Consider the following 16,320-nt stretch of genomic DNA (forward strand, 5'->3'; position numbering starts at 1 on the left):
GCCATGAAAAAGTTTATCTATATACTCTGCCTGCTTTCGTTTTTATCCGCTTGTGAAGATGTTGTGGAAGTAGAAGTTCCAACGGACCAGTCTCGCTTAACCGTAGATGCCTTAATGCGAATTGATCTTACTCAGCCCTCCTCTACATATTATGCCGAAGTAAGAGTGAGCACATCAACTAATTTTTTTGAATCTGTAGAACCTGCACGACTAGACCAAATAAGCATTACCAATCTGGAAAGCGAAGAAACTATACCCCTCTTTGAAACCTTTAGCGGTAGCGGTGTCTACCAGAGTGAAACGACCACAGATTTTATGACGTCCGGTGATTTGGTACTGTTTATTGAACATCAAGGTTCTAGATATGCAGCGCAGACTGCCTATGTGCCTACGGTACCAATTACCAAATTAGAGCAGGGCGATGCAACTCTTTTTTCAGGCGAAGAAACAGAAATAGTAGTAGCTTTTAAGGACCAACCCAACCGAACCGATTTCTATCTTTTTGATTTTGATTTTAACGAATACTTGGTCACGGAAGATACATTTTACCCTGGAGAGACTTTTGAGTTTTCTTATTTTTATGATGATGATGTAAAAGACGGAATGGTACTGGATATAAGCATACTGGGTGTTGATAGGGGCTTCTATAACTATATGAACCAACTTATTGTGCAGTCCGGAGGAGACCAAGGTCCGTTTCAAACCCCAGCAGGCACGGTAAAAGGCAATATTATAAATATCACTAATGTTGAGGATATTTCGGATTTGGACAATCTTGATAGCCTAGTTGACCAAGAGAATTTTGCCCTAGGTTATTTTGCCGTTTGCCAAACGTACTCCAAGTCCATTTCTATTGAGTAATTTTACCCAAATTGAATTTTGCAACTATGTCTCAAAAGAGAACGGATAAAGATTTACTGGTAAAAGGGCTTAAACATATTGCCTATACAATTTTCCTAATGTTCCTGGCTCCAGGTGTAATATACCAAGCTTTCAAAAACCAAGGTCATCCCTTATATTGGCCCGTTCTAATATTAGGTTTTATATTCGCCATTGGAGCAATAGTAATGGCATTTTACAGTTTACGGTTAATTATGGAGTCTCTGTTCGGTAAGAAAAAGTAAAAATAACTCTATTGTTTGCTTCCTACATCTCCCCACTTATTAATTAACTGGGCATAATCATAATCTAGTACAGATTCTTGGCGCTCCAGCCTAAACTCGGAGAAAGCGCGCTGCAATATATCTTCTATGAGGTAATCTTCATGGACTTGATCAGGCTGAAATCGTTCTTTTAAGCTTATTTTAAACATGCTTGCCGTGGTATTGTACCAAAAGGCACGCCAACCGCTCCTAAGCTCCTTAACGAGGTCAAAAGCCGTTTCTCCGGTCTGTCTGTATATCAGTTTCACCAAAATCTGACCTTCAGTACGAGTCAGTTTTTTTAATTCTTCGGAAAATTCCTCTTCAATAAACTTTTGGATTTCTTTGGTATATTTCTTTTGGTGCCTACGCTTCTTAATTTTTGTAATACTGTCATTAAGTTCCTCTAGCCGCTCTGCCGCCAATTTGGCATAGGGATACACCTTTAATGTCTTTCTTCTCAGAATATAATACCTTAATTTATCCTTATAGGAAGTGAATTTTAATTTCCCGAACAGATAAACTTCATCCAAATCTATGGAATTCCTAAATATAGAATCGCCTTCTACGATAATCATCTTTTCCGCAATGGAGTCCAAAGGTTCTTCCTCTATTTGAGAATACCCTAAAAGAAAGAGGTTGGTAAAAAATAAAAACAGAATTGTTTTTTTCATAACGGACATTATACAAAAGCCTTGCCAAATTAACGATAAATAGGTCTGCTTATTATTAAATAAAAGTGAATATTAGTAAATTCGTATTTAAATATAAATTTAATGGCTACAAAGAAAATTCTTACCAAAAAATCACTTGATTTTTTTGAAAAATATTTGAATAACGCAGCTCCAACGGGCTACGAATGGGAAGGTCAAAAAATATGGATGGACTACCTTAAACCCTATGTGGACACCTTTATAACGGACACATACGGTACGGCCGTAGGGGTAATTAACCCAGATGCCAAATTCAAGGTGGTAATAGAAGGGCACTCAGACGAAATATCATGGTACGTAAACTACGTTAGCGACAACGGATTACTGTACGTAATTAGAAACGGAGGTAGTGACCACCAAATAGCCCCTTCCAAATGGGTGAATATCCACACGAAAAACGGAATAGTTAAAGGAATTTTTGGATGGCCAGCTATCCATACCCGCGATAAGGGCAAGGAAACACCTCCTAAATTGGATAATATATTTATTGATATAGGAGCAAAAAACAAAGAGGAAGTAGAGAAAATGGGAGTTCATGTTGGGTGTGTTATTACCTATCCGGACGAGTTCCAAATCTTGAACGGCGACAAATTTGTTTGTCGTGCCATAGATAACCGTGCCGGTGGCTTTATGATTGCCGAAGTAGCACGTTTGCTTCACGAGAACAAGAAAAAATTGCCTTTTGGGCTATATATTACCAACTCGGTTCAGGAAGAAATAGGTTTACGTGGTGCAGAGATGATTACGCAGACCATTAAGCCCAATGTAGCCATCATAACAGATGTTTGCCATGACACCACTACCCCAATGATCGAGCAAAAAACACAAGGCCATACCGAAATTGGTGCCGGACCCGTAATTTCCTATGCCCCAGCGGTTCAGAACAAATTACGAGAACGTATCATTGAAACTGCTGAGGCTAACAAAATACCTTTTCAGCGCATGGCAGCTTCCAGGGCTACCGGAACGGATACAGATGCTTTTGCTTACAGCAATGGAGGCGTTGCTTCCGCTCTTATCTCCTTACCGTTACGCTATATGCACACCACTGTTGAAACGGTTCACAGAGACGATGTTGAAAACGTAATCAGGTTGATTTACGAAACGGTCTTGAACATTAAAGACGGAGAAACTTTTAGTTATTTCGATTAAACAAATCTAACCCTCCCCAAAAAGGAGGGTTTATTTTTTACATATGGATGAATTAATTGATATCCTCGACTCCAATGGAAATACCACTGGAACGACGACAATGAAATCCGAAGCTCACCTAAAAGGGTTATTTCACCCAACGGTTCATATTTGGTTATACACCAAAAATGGACAAATCTTGCTTCAGCAACGGTCTAAAAACAAAGATGTATTTCCTTTAATGTGGGATGTATCAGTGGCAGGCCATATTGGGGCCGGAGAAAATATAGAGATTTCGGCAACGCGTGAAATTGAAGAAGAGATAGGCCTAAGCGTTCAGCCCGAAGCTTTGGAAAAAATCGGCATTTTTAAATCCGTTCACAAACATTCCGAGCAGTTGCTAGACTGCGAGTTTCATCACACCTTCTTATGTGAACTTAAAGCGCCCTTACATCAACTAAAAAAACAAGAAAGTGAAGTTGAAGAATTGGCCCTACTATCTTTAATTCAATTTTCTCAAGAAACATGGGGGCTGGCCAACACCCAAAAATATGTTCCTCATAGTACGGAATACTATAAGACCATTATTAAAGAGATTAAAAAGAGACTATAATGTTGTTATAAAATCCGAAATGGCATTCAAAGCATACGTTTTTTGCTCACCATTTTCCATATGCTTTACAACAAAAGAATTTTCTTCCAATTCTTTTTCCCCAATCAAAACTACATACGGTACATTTCTATTATTTGCGTATTTGAATTGCTTCTGAATTTTTGCATTGGACGGGTAGACATCTGCTTTAACACCATTTTTACGCAAAGCGGAGACCAATTTTAACGCGGCCAAACCTTCTTTATCCCCAAAATTCAAGCAAAGTACTTGCAATGATTGATCAATACGTTCAGGAAAAAGGCCCAGTTCTTCTAACACCAAATAGATACGGTCCAAGCCAAAAGAGATGCCAACCCCGCTTACATCCTTTAAACCAAAAATACCGGTAAGGTCATCATAACGGCCACCACCACCAATAGACCCCATTTTTACTCCTTCCGGTGCGCCAACTTCAAAAATAGCTCCTGTATAATAATTAAGCCCTCTAGCCAGAGTAACATCAATAGAAAGTTTAGCGGATTGTAGACCCATTTCTTCAATAGTACTCACGATAAAAGTCAGCTCTTCAACTCCTTTACTACCTGTTTCAGAGTCTTTTAACAGATCTCTTAAAGCTTGAAGCTGCTTTAAATTACTACCCGTTAGCGAGAAAAGTGGTTCTACCTTGGCAATAGCTTCCGGAGTCAACCCTCTTTCCGCCATTTCTTTCTTCACACCCTCTTCTCCAATTTTATCCAGCTTATCCAAAGCAACGGTAAAATCTATAAGGAGGTCTTGTGCACCTATAACTTCGGCAATACCCGAAAGAATTTTTCTGTTGTTCATTTTAATGTTAACACCTTCCAACTTTAAATCAGTAAAAACGGCATCGTACAACTGCACAAACTCTATTTCCTGCAAAAGGGAATCAGAACCAACTACATCTGCATCACACTGAAAAAACTCACGAAAACGTCCTTTTTGAGGCCTATCCGCACGCCAAACCGGCTGAATCTGATAGCGCTTAAACGGAAAATCAATTTCATTCTGATGCATGACTACATAACGAGCAAAGGGCACGGTCAAATCATAACGGAGAGCTTTTTCAGAAATCTTTGGGGTTAAAGAACTTGAATTTTTAGAACTGTAGGTAACATCATCTACCTTGTTCAAGAAATCACCCGAATTCAAAATCTTAAAAATGAGGCGGTCACCTTCATCACCATATTTTCCCATTAAGGTATCCGAATTTTCAAAAGAAGGGGTTTCAATAGGCTGAAAACCAAAGGTCTGAAAATGCCTTTTTACAATATCAAAAATGTAGTTTCTTTTGATGACTTCGGAAGGGGTAAAATCCCTGGTTCCCTTAGGTATGCTCGGTTTTTGTGCCATTAGATGTAATTGTGGTGCAAATATAAAATTTTAGAAAGACGAGCAGTGAATTATATAGATAATCCCAATTCCGTCCTATGTTGTAAAATTAGCGTGCTATAAAAATAAGGTTCGCCTAAACCTCTATAACCTTATCAAACCATTGGTACAGATCACCTTTTGTAATAACTGCACCTTGTTGGATAAGCTTAAATTTATCTAGGTTTTTATCTTCAGTATACATCTTGGAAGCCGTTAAATATTCTACGAAGTCTGACTGCCAATTTTTCTTGAACCAAGAAAACCCAATATTAGTGGTCAAATCTATTTCTGGGTTCATCACCTTTACCGAAATTAATTTCATTTCCTTTTCGGCCAAATAGAATAAATGCATTTGCTTTTCGGAAATATTTTCCAAATACGCTACTTTGGTAAGTACGCCCTCCCAGACCAAATCACTAAAAACATCTATCTCTTCTTCTGCAACTTGTGGTCTGTTCGTTTTAATTTCTTCCCATTCATCACCCGTTATGGATTGTGTAGCCAGGAAGTTTATAAATTCTTGATGCAGCTCTTCTAATTGCTGCTTGGTAAGCCTCATGTATTTCATTCTGCAAAAATAAAAAGACCGTACGATAAGTACGGCCTTTGTGCAATAAAATATGATTATTAGTTCTAGAAAATATAGCGTAGACCTATTTGAGCCTGCCATCTAGAGGCTAAGCTTGAGTCATAACCAAAAGTTCTACTTTCCGCATTACCATTAAAAGTATATACAGGTAATCCGGCTGCATCAAAGTTCACCCCTAATAATTGCTCACTATTTGGTTGTTGAATTAATCCCCAATCCGAATTGATCATGTTACCTATATTCAATATATCAAAGCTCAATTGGATGGTATTTGTTCTTCCATTGGCACATTTTATTCTATAATCTTGCAACAATTTTACATCCCACTTCCCTCTCCAAGGTGATATTGCTCCATACCTTTCAGCATACTCACCTCTTCTTTCATTTAAATAATCATCTTGGGAAATATAATTTTCTAAACTTGCGGCATCATCCGTACCACTAAATTGCATTGCTCCAATTTCACTGGTAGTTGGGATATATATTAAATCATTAATACTAGAACCATCTCCGTTAATATCCCCTCCATAAGTGTAGTTAAAACGTGCACCTTGCGCATACTCAAAAAAGGTGGAAAGTGTTGTTGACCATTTATCGTTACCGTAGTCCCACTTCTTACTTGCAACTCCAATAAAACGATGTTTGTCACCGTACTTGGAATGGGCCAAAACATCATTGTTTACATTACCTAAAGCTGGGTTTCCTGCAAAAGCATCTCCTGTTATCTCTGCTTCAATTGAATTTACATCCCTAGAATCCAAGAAGCTATATGCCAACATTGTATACAATCCATTGGTAAAGGATTTTTCAGCTTTTAAAGAAGCATTCCAGATTCTTCCTTTATCAGAATTTGTCATTACATAAGCGTTTCCATTAACAACATCACCCCAAGGTAAAGTAGCCTTTGCATGGTCACCGTCTAAATAAACTGCCCTATTATCAACTCCTTGCAATTGTCCTGAAGGCTCTTTCAAACCCCAGTTCTGAACGTGAACACCATTTATATCTTTCGTATAAGAAAAATCCGCAGTCAGAACAAGACCATTATCCAATCGTTTATCCACACCAATGTTGGTTCTCCAAACTTGGGGAAATTTAAAATCTGGATCTACGGCCTGATAGAAAAAGGCATCCACACCACTTACTTGGTTACCTACCCAAACAAAAGGAAAACGACCAGTAAATACTCCCGTTCCTCCTCGTAATTTAAACGTATTGTCTCCCTTTATATCATAGTTAAAACCAACTCTTGGAGATATTAACCAATCATTATTAGGCATTTCTGTAGAATCAATCAACAGAGCTTCTCCCGTTTCCGGGTCAAAATATTCTGTATCCGGTAGATATACCTCACCATTATCCGTATCAATAAATTCCTGGGCTTTATCCGCCGTATCAAAAAATAGAGGTTTATCCATACGTATGCCATAAGTCAATCGGAATTTTTCAGATATATTCCACTCGTCTTGTACATAAAAAGCTAATTGACCGACATTCGTTTCGGCCAACAACCATCCTCCATCTGCTCCATCACCTAAAGCATTTTTAGTATTAAAAGTAGCTTGCGCCGCAGTAAAGTCATAATTACTTGCATCAAAATCCGCAATATCTACACTACCAAAGACATCAAAGCCATAGCCTTTTAGATTAAATGAATTATCAAACTGAAATTTTTCAAAAGAAAATCCAACAGTATATGTATGATTACCTTTAAAGAAGTTCATGTTATTTGTAACCTGAAAAACTTTTTGATCTAATTTATTATTAATAGAAAAAGGCTCATGACCAGCTATAATATAAGGTGAGCCATCTTTGGTAATATTTATTACTGGAGCAGGTGTTGAGAACGGGTTTCTAAAATCATCAAAATGAGTAAACCCAACTTGCAACTTGTTTGTAGTTGTTGAGGAAAACGTTGAATTTAATTCTAACTGAAAAGAATTTAAGTTGTTGTTAATCTCATATCCCGAATTTTGAAACTGCAATGTATTTGCATTGGGTCCTCTAGTATTAATAGCCGTTGGATGCGCTGGTTTTTCCTTAGATGCTCTTAAAAAATTATAAATAACAGCTAAGCGATGATCATCGTTAATGTTCCAATCTAGTTTAAAAATACCTTTGGTAGATTCCGAAGCATGCGTAAAACCATCATATGAGCCGGTATTATAACCCGCCGCTGCAAGGGCTGATTGAACAGAAATCAAATCACTCTCCAAAACTCTAGATTCATTAATAGCACCTGACCCACTGTTTGAAACCCAACCATTTGTTCCCAAATCATCTCTTTCATCTTTTTCAAAGTTTGCAAAAAAGAATAATTTATCCTTTACTATAGGCCCCCCAATACTAATTCCGTATTGATTTTGGTTCAAGTCGGGTTTTGTAACATCTTCCCCTTTTATTTTTCCTCCAGTTAAACTTTCATTTCTAGTAAAGCCATATACTGTTCCATGAAACTCGTTTGTACCGCTTTTAGTTACCGCATTGACCGCAGCTCCGGTAAAACCAGATTGTGTAACATCATAAGGGGCTGTAGAAACTTGAATTTGCTCAATGGCATCTAACGATATGGGTTGAGAGCCAGTCTGCCCACCAGGAGTAGCTGCATCCAACCCGAAAGGATTATTAAAAACTGCCCCATCCAAAGAAAAATTGTTAAACTGATCATTACGTCCACCAAAAGAATTGCCACTGGCCGTTGGCTCTAACCTAGTAAAATCTTGAGCAGAACGAGAAATGGTAGGCAGGCGTGTTAATTCCCTTCTACCTACACTTGTTTCCGCACCGGTTCTGTCACCATTAAATGTCCCGGACCTATCAGAAACCACAACTACTTCGTCCAATGCCTGACTTTCACTTGTTAAGTTTATGTTTGCATTAAACGTTTCCCCTAATGACAAATACACATTAGTTAAACTATGTGGCTTAAAACCAACATAAGAAACTGTAACCGTATAGGGCCCACCCACCCTAAGGTTAAGTATTCTAAATAGACCATCTTCGTTAGTGATAGCGCCATACTTGGTACCCGTTGGGGTATGTACAGCAACTACGTTTGCACCTAATAAAGGTAAGTTCTGATCATCAACCACCGATCCGCTCATGTTGGAGGTCGTAACCTGTGCAATTGCGCTAAAGAAAGAAAGGAATAGCACAAGACTTAAATGAAGTTTGTTAGACATAATCATCTGTTTGAGTTAGTCTTACAAAAGAGCGCAAAAAAAAAGAGCTATGCAAGCATAGCTCTTCTAAGTTATCATAAGGTTATTAACGTTCTGTTAACGTTATTTTTTGTCTGCGACAACCTCAAAAGGGAAATCTACAATTACTTCCCTGTGCAATCTTATTTGTGCATTATAAGGACCAGTACGCTTAACGGCACCACCTTGAATGCTGATAAATTTCTTATCAATACTGTGACCTTCTTTTTCAAGGGCAGCAGCTAGATCAATAGTAGTAACCGATCCAAATAATTTATCGGCAGCACCTGTCTTAGCAGCTATTTTCAATTCCAAAGCTTTAAGAGCTTCAGCTGTTTTGCTAGCAGCATCAACAACTTTTTTCTCTTTGTGAGCTCTTTGTTTTAAGTTCTCTGCCAATACCTTTTTAGCAGAAGATGTAGCCATATCGGCTAAACCTCTTGGAATAAGGTAATTTCTACCGTAACCGTTCTTTACGTTTACGACATCATCTTTAAAGCCTAAATGCTCTACGTCTTGTTTTAGTATAAGTTCCATCTTGCCTTAAATTTATTTTAATAAATCTCCTACGTATGGCATCAAAGCCAAATGACGTGCTCTTTTGACTGCTTGAGCCACTTTGCGTTGGTATTTTAAAGAAGTTCCTGTAAGTCTTCTAGGTAACAATTTACCTTGCTCGTTTACTAACTTCATTAAAAAGTCCGCGTCTTTGTAATCGATATATTTAATACCTGATTTCTTGAAACGGCAATACTTCTTTTTAGTATTGGTCTCAATGTTCAATGGAGTCAAATAACGGATTTCACCGTCTTTTTTTCCTTTTGCTTGTTGTTGTAATGTTGCCATAATTCCTTAAGCTTTAGCTTTTAACCTTGTTCTTCTTTTCTCAGCCCACTCAATTGCGTGCTTGTCTAGTTTTACCGTTAAGAAACGCATAACACGTTCATCTCTTTTGAACTCTTGCTCATAAGGAGTAATTACCTCTCCGGTAGCTGTAAATTCGAACAAGTGGTAAAATCCACTTTTCTTGTGTTGGATGGCATAGGCCAATTTCTTCAGTCCCCAGTTTTCTTTGGAGACCATCTTGGCGCCATTTTTAATTAAGAAATCCTCAAATTTCTTAACTGTTTCCGCTATCTGATCATCAGAAAGCACGGGATTCAAAATGAAAACAGTTTCGTAATGGTTCATAAATGTATATTTTTTAGGGTTGCAAAAGTAATAATATTTATGAGACTTTACAAGAAAACGGAAATTTCTTCGTTATACTTTGATAATCCTAAAATCTTACATAACCAAATCTTAACCTATGTCATTACAAATTACACAAAAAAGCAGGCCAAGTTTACAATATTATTGTATTTAAGCCCGTTTTTTTAGTATTTTGTCGATGATTTAACCCCACAAATCGACCCATTTATGAAATTAAGAAGTATTATCGTAGACGATTCGTCCATGCAACGAATGGCAGTCGCGAAGCTTGTAAACAGTCATCCCAACCTAGCTATGGTGGCCGAGTACAGCAATGCGATCGAAGCCAAAAACGGCATTAAGAACAACGAGATCGATCTTATTTTTCTTGATGTTGAAATGCCTATCATCAGTGGATTTGACCTACTCGAATCCTTAGAAAACAGTCCTCAAGTAATTTTGATTACAGGTAAGCCAGATTATGCCCTTAAAGCATTTGATTACGATGTAACCGATTATTTGCACAAGCCTATTACCCTTGCCAGATTTGATGCTTCGGTAAAAAGAGCGGTTGCCAAATATGAACAAATGAATAAAGTTCAAGAAGACGAAGAACATATTTTCGTTAAGAGCAACCTTAAAAAACGTAAAGTTATATTAAACGATATTAAATGGATAGAAGCTCTTGGTGACTATATTAAATTGGTTACGGATGAGGCCAACATTGTTATCTTGTCTACCATGAAGTCATTTGAGCAGCAACTACCGGAAGATAAATTCTTACGCATTCACAAATCCTACATAGTGAATTTAGAAAAGATAGAAAAATTCAACAGTAAAAATGTTGAAGTTAGTGGAAGGTCCATTCCTCTGAGCAGGAACAAGAAGACCGAGTTAGCAGAAGCATTGGCCAATGTCTAGCACTTCTACTTTAAAATATAAATCCCGAACATCAAATGGTGTTCGGGATTTTTTTTATTCGCCCTTAAATATGGTCTACATTATAGATTACCCGTACACTGCGATACTGTGAAACGGAATTAAACGATTTTTCTATTCTCTTGATAGCCATTTTTGTCTTTACAACAGATTGGGCATGTGGTATCTTTATCAATACGTTTTTTAAGAAAAGATTCCGTACTCTGGCCACCGGCGGATACTCGGGCCCTAGTACATTACCCCCTAAAGTTGCACGAAGTGCTTTTGCAAACCATTCTGTTGCTTCGTTCAGACGGTTATACTCCCTATGCTTAAAAGTGATTTTTATTATTCTATTACTGGGAGGATATTTATACTGTTCCCGCTCGTACAACTGCTCATTGAACATAGTATCATAATCATGGGTAGATACCTGTTGTAAAATTTGGTGGTACGGATTATAACTCTGTATTAAAACTTTACCTCTTTTTTTGGTACGTCCTGCCCTACCCGCTACTTGTGTCAATAGTTGAAAACAACGTTCGTGCGCCCTGTAATCCGGAAAATTCAGAAGAGAGTCTGCATTCATAATACCTACCAAACTCACATTTCTGAAATCAAGCCCTTTGGTCAACATTTGCGTACCCACAAGAATATCCATCTCTTGTTGCTCAAAAGCGGTTATTATCTTTTCATATCCATGTTTACCACGAGTAGTATCTAAATCCATACGCCAGGTCTTAGCATCTGGAAATAAGGTTTCCAGCTCCTTTTCCACCTGTTCTGTCCCAAATCCTTTGGTATCCAAAGTCTGGCTACCACAGGCTTGACAGCTTACTTGCAATGCCATATGATACCCACAATAATGACAACGTAATTGTTTTTTATATTGATGATAGGTTAAACTTACATCGCAATTGGGGCACTGGGGCGAATGCCCACAAGTAGTACATTCCATTATTGGTGCGTACCCTCTTCTATTTTGAAATAAAATTACCTGTTCGCCTGCCTCCAGAGCTTCTTCAATCGCCAGAAACAAGCGTTCCGAAAAATGTCCCTTCATACGGCGCTTACGGCTCTGTTCCTTTATATCTACCAATTCAATATCCGGCATAAGCACATTTCCGTAACGCCGGGTAATTGCCGCATATCCGTATTTTCCAATTTTAGCATTGTAAAAACTTTCAATACTTGGTGTAGCCGACCCTAACAGAACTTTACTATCATGTAATTTACCCAACACTATAGCAGCATCACGCGCATGATATCTTGGTGCCGGATCAAACTGCTTAAAAGAACTCTCGTGCTCTTCATCAACCACAATAAGCCCTAAATTGGAAAAAGGCAAAAACAAAGCGGAACGCGCTCCTATGACTATTTGGGCTTTATCTTTGCTGGTCAAAACATTGTTCCAAGCCTCTACACGCTCCTGCACACTGTATTTGGAATGATACACCGTTATTTTTTCACCAAAATAATTCTGTAAACGAGAAATAAGCTGAGTGGTCAAGGCTATTTCAGGTAGAAGGTAAAGCGCTTGCTCCCCTCTGTGCAAACATTCTTCTATCAGTTTTACATACACCTCTGTCTTTCCCGACGAAGTTACTCCATGTAAAAGAGTAACCTTATCCGCTTTAAAACTCTCGGTTATATCGTCAAAAGCTTGTTGCTGATATTCGTTTAAATCCTTTAAACTATAGTTTTCTTCCTCTCCTTCGTAATTGACCCGGTCTGTTCTTATAAAGTACTCTTCCAGGATTCCTTTATGTACTAGCGATTTTATAACTGCTTTTGACCCCCCACTGGTTTTCTCAAGCTCGTCAACTTTAATCGGCTTTTTATTGGCAGCTTGTAATTGAAATAAGGATAGAACCACTTGGCTTTGCTTGGGAGCCCTGGACAAATCGGTTAAAAGAGCTTCTAGTTTTTCTTCCGAAAGGTATTCTTTGCCCAGTTTTACATAACGAACCAGTTTAGGCTTATACTGCTCGTACATTTCTTCTTTAAGAAGAATAACATTCTTTTCTATTAGCCGGTTCAATACCGGCAGAATATTTTTTCGTTCAATAATAGCGCTTACCTCCTGCACTTTTAGTACAGCCTGATGCTGTAATGCTTCATAGACCAAGAACTCATCATCCTCTAGCCCAGACTCATCTACTTCCCCACTGCTGTTCCGCAGAATAAGGGTCTCACTTTCCAATAAGAACGCTCCGGGTACGGCACTCCTGAAAACCTCGCCAATAGTACACATGTAATACTCAGCGATCCATTGCCAATGTTTTAACTGAATAGCATTAATAATTGGGTCTTCATCCAAAATACGGTCAATCTCCTTTGCCTCGTATATTTCAGGGTCATTGGTATGCACCTTGTTAACCAAGCCCGTATAGACTTTAGACTTTCCAAAAGGCACCCCTACCCGCATACCAGGACGCAAAAACTTAGCCTCGGTTTCAGAAACGGTGTAGGTAAATAGTTTCTCTAAAGGAATCGGTAATATAACATCAATAAAATACTGCATACAGTGGAGTGAAAATCTATCCGTCTACCCGTACCCAAGTCTGGGTGCGGTAAATAAAGGCCAAATACCCTCTTACTTTAAGTTCATCAGGATTATCCGGGTTAAGCCAAATTTTACATCTAAAGGTCATTGCCTGCTGAGGGTCAAAGAGAGTATCTCCTTTATAAACCCCGTTCCCATGGTATTCTGCATCTTCAATAATGGTCATACCCAATACAGGCTTGTCTTTCATATCTCCCTCGCATTTGGTGCAAATAAAGTTTTCCTTTCCTTCTTCCACTATTTCAATCACCTTACCATGCATTTTTCCATCTTCTTCATAAATTTCGATAATTGCTTTTGGTTTACCGGTGCGGTCATCTATGGTTTTCCATTTTCCGAATACACTTTGGGACTGCCCCATTGGAAGCATTGATAAAAACAGGAAAATTAAACTCGTAATATTGGTTACACTCATCTTCTAGAATATGTTTTTCTTAAAGAGTTCAATGAAGCATTAAGCTCGAACCCGAGCAACAATATATTAGAATTTAACCAGATATATACCATAAGTATCAACAAACCTCCTAAAGCTCCGTATAATTCATTATATCTAGCAAATTTTTCAACATATACCCCAAAAAGATATGATGTAAGCATGAACAATAAGGTAGTCATTAAAGCTCCAACAGAAAAGAAGCGTGCATGTTTACCCTCCATCGTACCAAAATAATACAATATAGCCGTTGTAAAATAGGACAGTATAACAAAGAAGAGCACCTTGCCTATCTGAGCTCCAACAATATCATTCTCAGTAAGATCGTAACCACGTGTTTTGGCCGCCCAAACACTTAAATAATCTGTAATATAAAACTCAAAATACCCGTAGGTAACAGCACCTACAATGAGTAAAATGGACAGGATAAGCCCCACCATTAGGGCATAAAGATATTGACGGAAAAAATTCCTGGTAAGCTCTACGTGATACGAATTTTCAAACCCTCCAAAAATGGCATTTACCCCATTGGCCATCAGAAAAATGGAGAACAAAAAAGCCGAGGATAGCAACCCACCTCTTTTCTGGTCTTTTATTTGCTGATAAATATCCCCAAAATAATCACTTGTAGCCGAAGGCAAAAAAGATTCTAAAAAAACAAGGAACTGAGAATCAAAATTTTCATTGCCCACACTTACATAAGGCAGTATAAAAGGTATTAAGGTGATGAGAAATATAAGTAACGGAAACAGCGCTAAAAACAAACTAAACGCAATGGAACTGGCACGTGTAGAGATAGCCCCACGAAAAATACCAAGAATATACATTTCCATTAAATCATAGAGCGATAGCCCCTCAAAAGCCGGTAATTTTATTCGTTTTAAGAAACGAGCAAGCCGGTTAATGACAGGAATTTTTTCAATTCTATCCTCTATCTCCTGCGACATTTACACCGCTTTTAAGCTTAAATCCATATTGTAGACAGAATGTGTTAGCGCTCCAGAAGAAATATAATCCACACCACACTCCGCATATTTACGCAAGGTATCTTCGGTTATCCCTCCCGAAGATTCCGTTAGGCACGTATCACCAATTAACTTTACCGCTTTACGGGTATCTTCATAATTAAAGTTATCTATTAGAATACGGTACACACCACCGGCTTCAAGAATTTGTTCAATTTCGTTTAAGTCCCTAGCTTCAACTATTATCTTAAGGTCTCTATTGGTTTCCTTTAAATAGTCTTTTGTTTTCTGAACAGCCTTACCAATTCCACCCGCAAAATCTATATGGTTATCCTTAAGCATAATCATATCATAAAGGGCAAATCTATGATTCTCTCCACCCCCTATTTTTACCGCCCATTTCTCCAAAGCACGAATGCCGGGCGTAGTTTTTCTTGTATCAAGAATTTTAGTTCCCGTACCCTCTAGCAACTTTACGAACGAATTTGTTTTGGTTGCGATGGCGCTCATACGCTGCATGGCATTCAAAACCAATCTTTCTGCCTTTAAAATGCTCTGTGATTTTCCTGTGACATAAAAAACGATATCACCATGTTTTACCGCCGAACCATCTTCTATAAGTGTTTCTACCTCCATACCAGGGTCTACATACTTAAAAACTTGTTTAGCGAATTCCACACCCGCAATAACACCTTGGTCCTTTACCAATAATTTAGCCTTACCCGTTGCTGTATCCGGAATACAAGCTAGAGAACTATGGTCTCCATCTCCTACATCTTCACGAATGGCGTTGGTTATGATATACTCTATTTCTTTTTGAAATTGTTCTTTGGAAATCATCTATGAAATTTTACTTAAAGCTAAATTAGTAAATTGTTGGGGGTTTATAGACTTTACCCCAAGGGTTATTTGTAAGAACTGCTTTGGACAGGAATAACGAATTTTTATTATTTCAAATTATATTTGCAGCATGACCATAAAACTCATCGCTATCGGAAAAACGGATAGCCAAGCATTGCTGCAACTTATTAGCGAATACGAGAATAGATTGAAGCACTATGTTAAATTTGACCTGACCATTATACCCGACATTAAAAACACCAAAAACCTCTCCGAAACCCAACAAAAGGAAAAGGAAGGTGAACTTATCTTAAAACAATTGACCAATACGGATGTACTGGTTCTCCTAGATGAAAACGGAAAACAGTTTTCATCCGTAGATTTCTCTTCCTATCTACAGAAAAAAATGAACGCCGGTCTTAAACAACTAGTTTTTGTCATAGGCGGGCCGTACGGTTTCAGCCCAGACGTTTACAGCAAGGCACAGGGCAAGATTAGTCTGTCTAAAATGACTTTTTCTCACCAAATGGTACGTTTATTTATAGTGGAACAAGTTTACAGGGCATTTACTATTCTACGTAATGAACCTTATCACCACAGGTAGAGCAATACCCTATTCTTCAACCG

General features: G+C 38.1%; 17 protein-coding genes. 6 read left to right on the plus strand and 11 right to left on the minus strand.

From position 1 onward, the window contains the following. The first annotated feature begins 3 nt into the window (after positions 1-3). Positions 4-861, plus strand: a complete 858-nt coding sequence (locus KO513_RS18010; RefSeq protein ID WP_215914605.1) for a DUF4249 family protein — start codon at positions 4-6, stop codon at positions 859-861. Between the two features lie 26 nt (positions 862-887). After that, positions 888-1,124 (plus strand): DUF6095 family protein, encoded by a 237-nt coding sequence (locus tag KO513_RS18015; protein ID WP_215914606.1) that lies wholly within the window; start codon positions 888-890, stop codon positions 1,122-1,124. 8 nt (positions 1,125-1,132) lie between these two features. On the opposite strand, the gene KO513_RS18020 is transcribed toward KO513_RS18015, so the two are convergent. Next, positions 1,133-1,816 carry a DUF4294 domain-containing protein gene (locus KO513_RS18020; RefSeq protein ID WP_215439017.1) on the minus strand — a complete coding sequence of 228 codons (684 nt, stop codon included), beginning with the start codon at positions 1,814-1,816 and terminating at the stop codon, positions 1,133-1,135. A gap of 102 nt (positions 1,817-1,918) precedes the next feature. Between KO513_RS18020 and KO513_RS18025 the strand changes: the two genes are divergently transcribed. Further along, a complete protein-coding gene (locus KO513_RS18025) occupies positions 1,919-3,007 on the plus strand; it encodes a M42 family metallopeptidase (protein WP_215914607.1) in 1,089 nt (362 codons plus the stop codon). 43 nt (positions 3,008-3,050) lie between these two features. Further along, the gene (locus tag KO513_RS18030) at positions 3,051-3,599 is read left to right on the plus strand and encodes an NUDIX hydrolase (protein ID WP_215914608.1); all 549 of its coding nucleotides are present in this window, start codon (positions 3,051-3,053) and stop codon (positions 3,597-3,599) included. Here the strand turns inward: KO513_RS18030 and hisS are convergent. From hisS to rpsF, 6 genes are all read right to left on the minus strand, one after another. After that, a complete protein-coding gene (gene hisS, locus KO513_RS18035; protein WP_215914609.1) occupies positions 3,594-4,970 on the minus strand; it encodes a histidine--tRNA ligase in 1,377 nt (458 codons plus the stop codon). The genes KO513_RS18030 and hisS overlap by 6 nt on opposite strands. Positions 4,971-5,085: 115 nt before the next feature. After that, positions 5,086-5,559, minus strand: coding sequence for a DUF6495 family protein (locus KO513_RS18040; protein ID WP_215439013.1), 474 nt, complete (start codon positions 5,557-5,559; stop codon positions 5,086-5,088). Between the two features lie 65 nt (positions 5,560-5,624). Continuing rightward, the gene (locus tag KO513_RS18045) at positions 5,625-8,762 is read right to left on the minus strand and encodes a TonB-dependent receptor (RefSeq protein ID WP_215914610.1); all 3,138 of its coding nucleotides are present in this window, start codon (positions 8,760-8,762) and stop codon (positions 5,625-5,627) included. A 102-nt stretch (positions 8,763-8,864) separates the two neighbouring features. After that, positions 8,865-9,317, minus strand: a complete 453-nt coding sequence (rplI, locus tag KO513_RS18050; RefSeq protein WP_215439011.1) for a 50S ribosomal protein L9 — start codon at positions 9,315-9,317, stop codon at positions 8,865-8,867. Positions 9,318-9,329: 12 nt separating this feature from the next. Then, positions 9,330-9,626, minus strand: coding sequence for a 30S ribosomal protein S18 (gene rpsR / locus KO513_RS18055; protein WP_013991412.1), 297 nt, complete (start codon positions 9,624-9,626; stop codon positions 9,330-9,332). Positions 9,627-9,632: 6 nt separating this feature from the next. Then, positions 9,633-9,971 carry a 30S ribosomal protein S6 gene (gene rpsF / locus KO513_RS18060; RefSeq protein ID WP_215439010.1) on the minus strand — a complete coding sequence of 113 codons (339 nt, stop codon included), beginning with the start codon at positions 9,969-9,971 and terminating at the stop codon, positions 9,633-9,635. A gap of 228 nt (positions 9,972-10,199) precedes the next feature. Here rpsF and KO513_RS18065 point away from each other — a divergent pair, with 228 nt between their 5' ends. Then, positions 10,200-10,892, plus strand: coding sequence for a LytR/AlgR family response regulator transcription factor (locus KO513_RS18065; protein WP_215439009.1), 693 nt, complete (start codon positions 10,200-10,202; stop codon positions 10,890-10,892). A gap of 64 nt (positions 10,893-10,956) precedes the next feature. Here the strand turns inward: KO513_RS18065 and priA are convergent, their stop codons facing one another. Genes priA through nadC form a run of 4 tightly spaced genes read right to left on the minus strand, consistent with a single transcriptional unit; the run spans position 10,957 to position 15,693 of the window. Then, complete coding sequence (priA, locus tag KO513_RS18070) at positions 10,957-13,413, minus strand: replication restart helicase PriA (RefSeq protein WP_215914611.1); 2,457 nt, start codon at positions 13,411-13,413, stop codon at positions 10,957-10,959. A 16-nt stretch (positions 13,414-13,429) separates the two neighbouring features. Further along, the gene (locus tag KO513_RS18075; RefSeq protein ID WP_215914612.1) at positions 13,430-13,870 is read right to left on the minus strand and encodes a DUF2147 domain-containing protein; all 441 of its coding nucleotides are present in this window, start codon (positions 13,868-13,870) and stop codon (positions 13,430-13,432) included. Next, positions 13,867-14,835 carry a YihY/virulence factor BrkB family protein gene (locus tag KO513_RS18080; protein WP_215439006.1) on the minus strand — a complete coding sequence of 323 codons (969 nt, stop codon included), beginning with the start codon at positions 14,833-14,835 and terminating at the stop codon, positions 13,867-13,869. The genes KO513_RS18075 and KO513_RS18080 overlap by 4 nt, the downstream gene beginning before the upstream one ends. Then, positions 14,836-15,693 carry a carboxylating nicotinate-nucleotide diphosphorylase gene (gene nadC / locus KO513_RS18085; protein ID WP_215914613.1) on the minus strand — a complete coding sequence of 286 codons (858 nt, stop codon included), beginning with the start codon at positions 15,691-15,693 and terminating at the stop codon, positions 14,836-14,838. A 130-nt stretch (positions 15,694-15,823) separates the two neighbouring features. Here nadC and rlmH point away from each other — a divergent pair, with 130 nt between their 5' ends. Continuing rightward, complete coding sequence (rlmH, locus tag KO513_RS18090; RefSeq protein ID WP_215439004.1) at positions 15,824-16,297, plus strand: 23S rRNA (pseudouridine(1915)-N(3))-methyltransferase RlmH; 474 nt, start codon at positions 15,824-15,826, stop codon at positions 16,295-16,297. Positions 16,298-16,320: the final 23 nt, after the last annotated feature.

This window comes from Zobellia sp. B3R18 (genome assembly GCF_018860715.1).
Taxonomy (GTDB): domain Bacteria; phylum Bacteroidota; class Bacteroidia; order Flavobacteriales; family Flavobacteriaceae; genus Zobellia; species Zobellia russellii.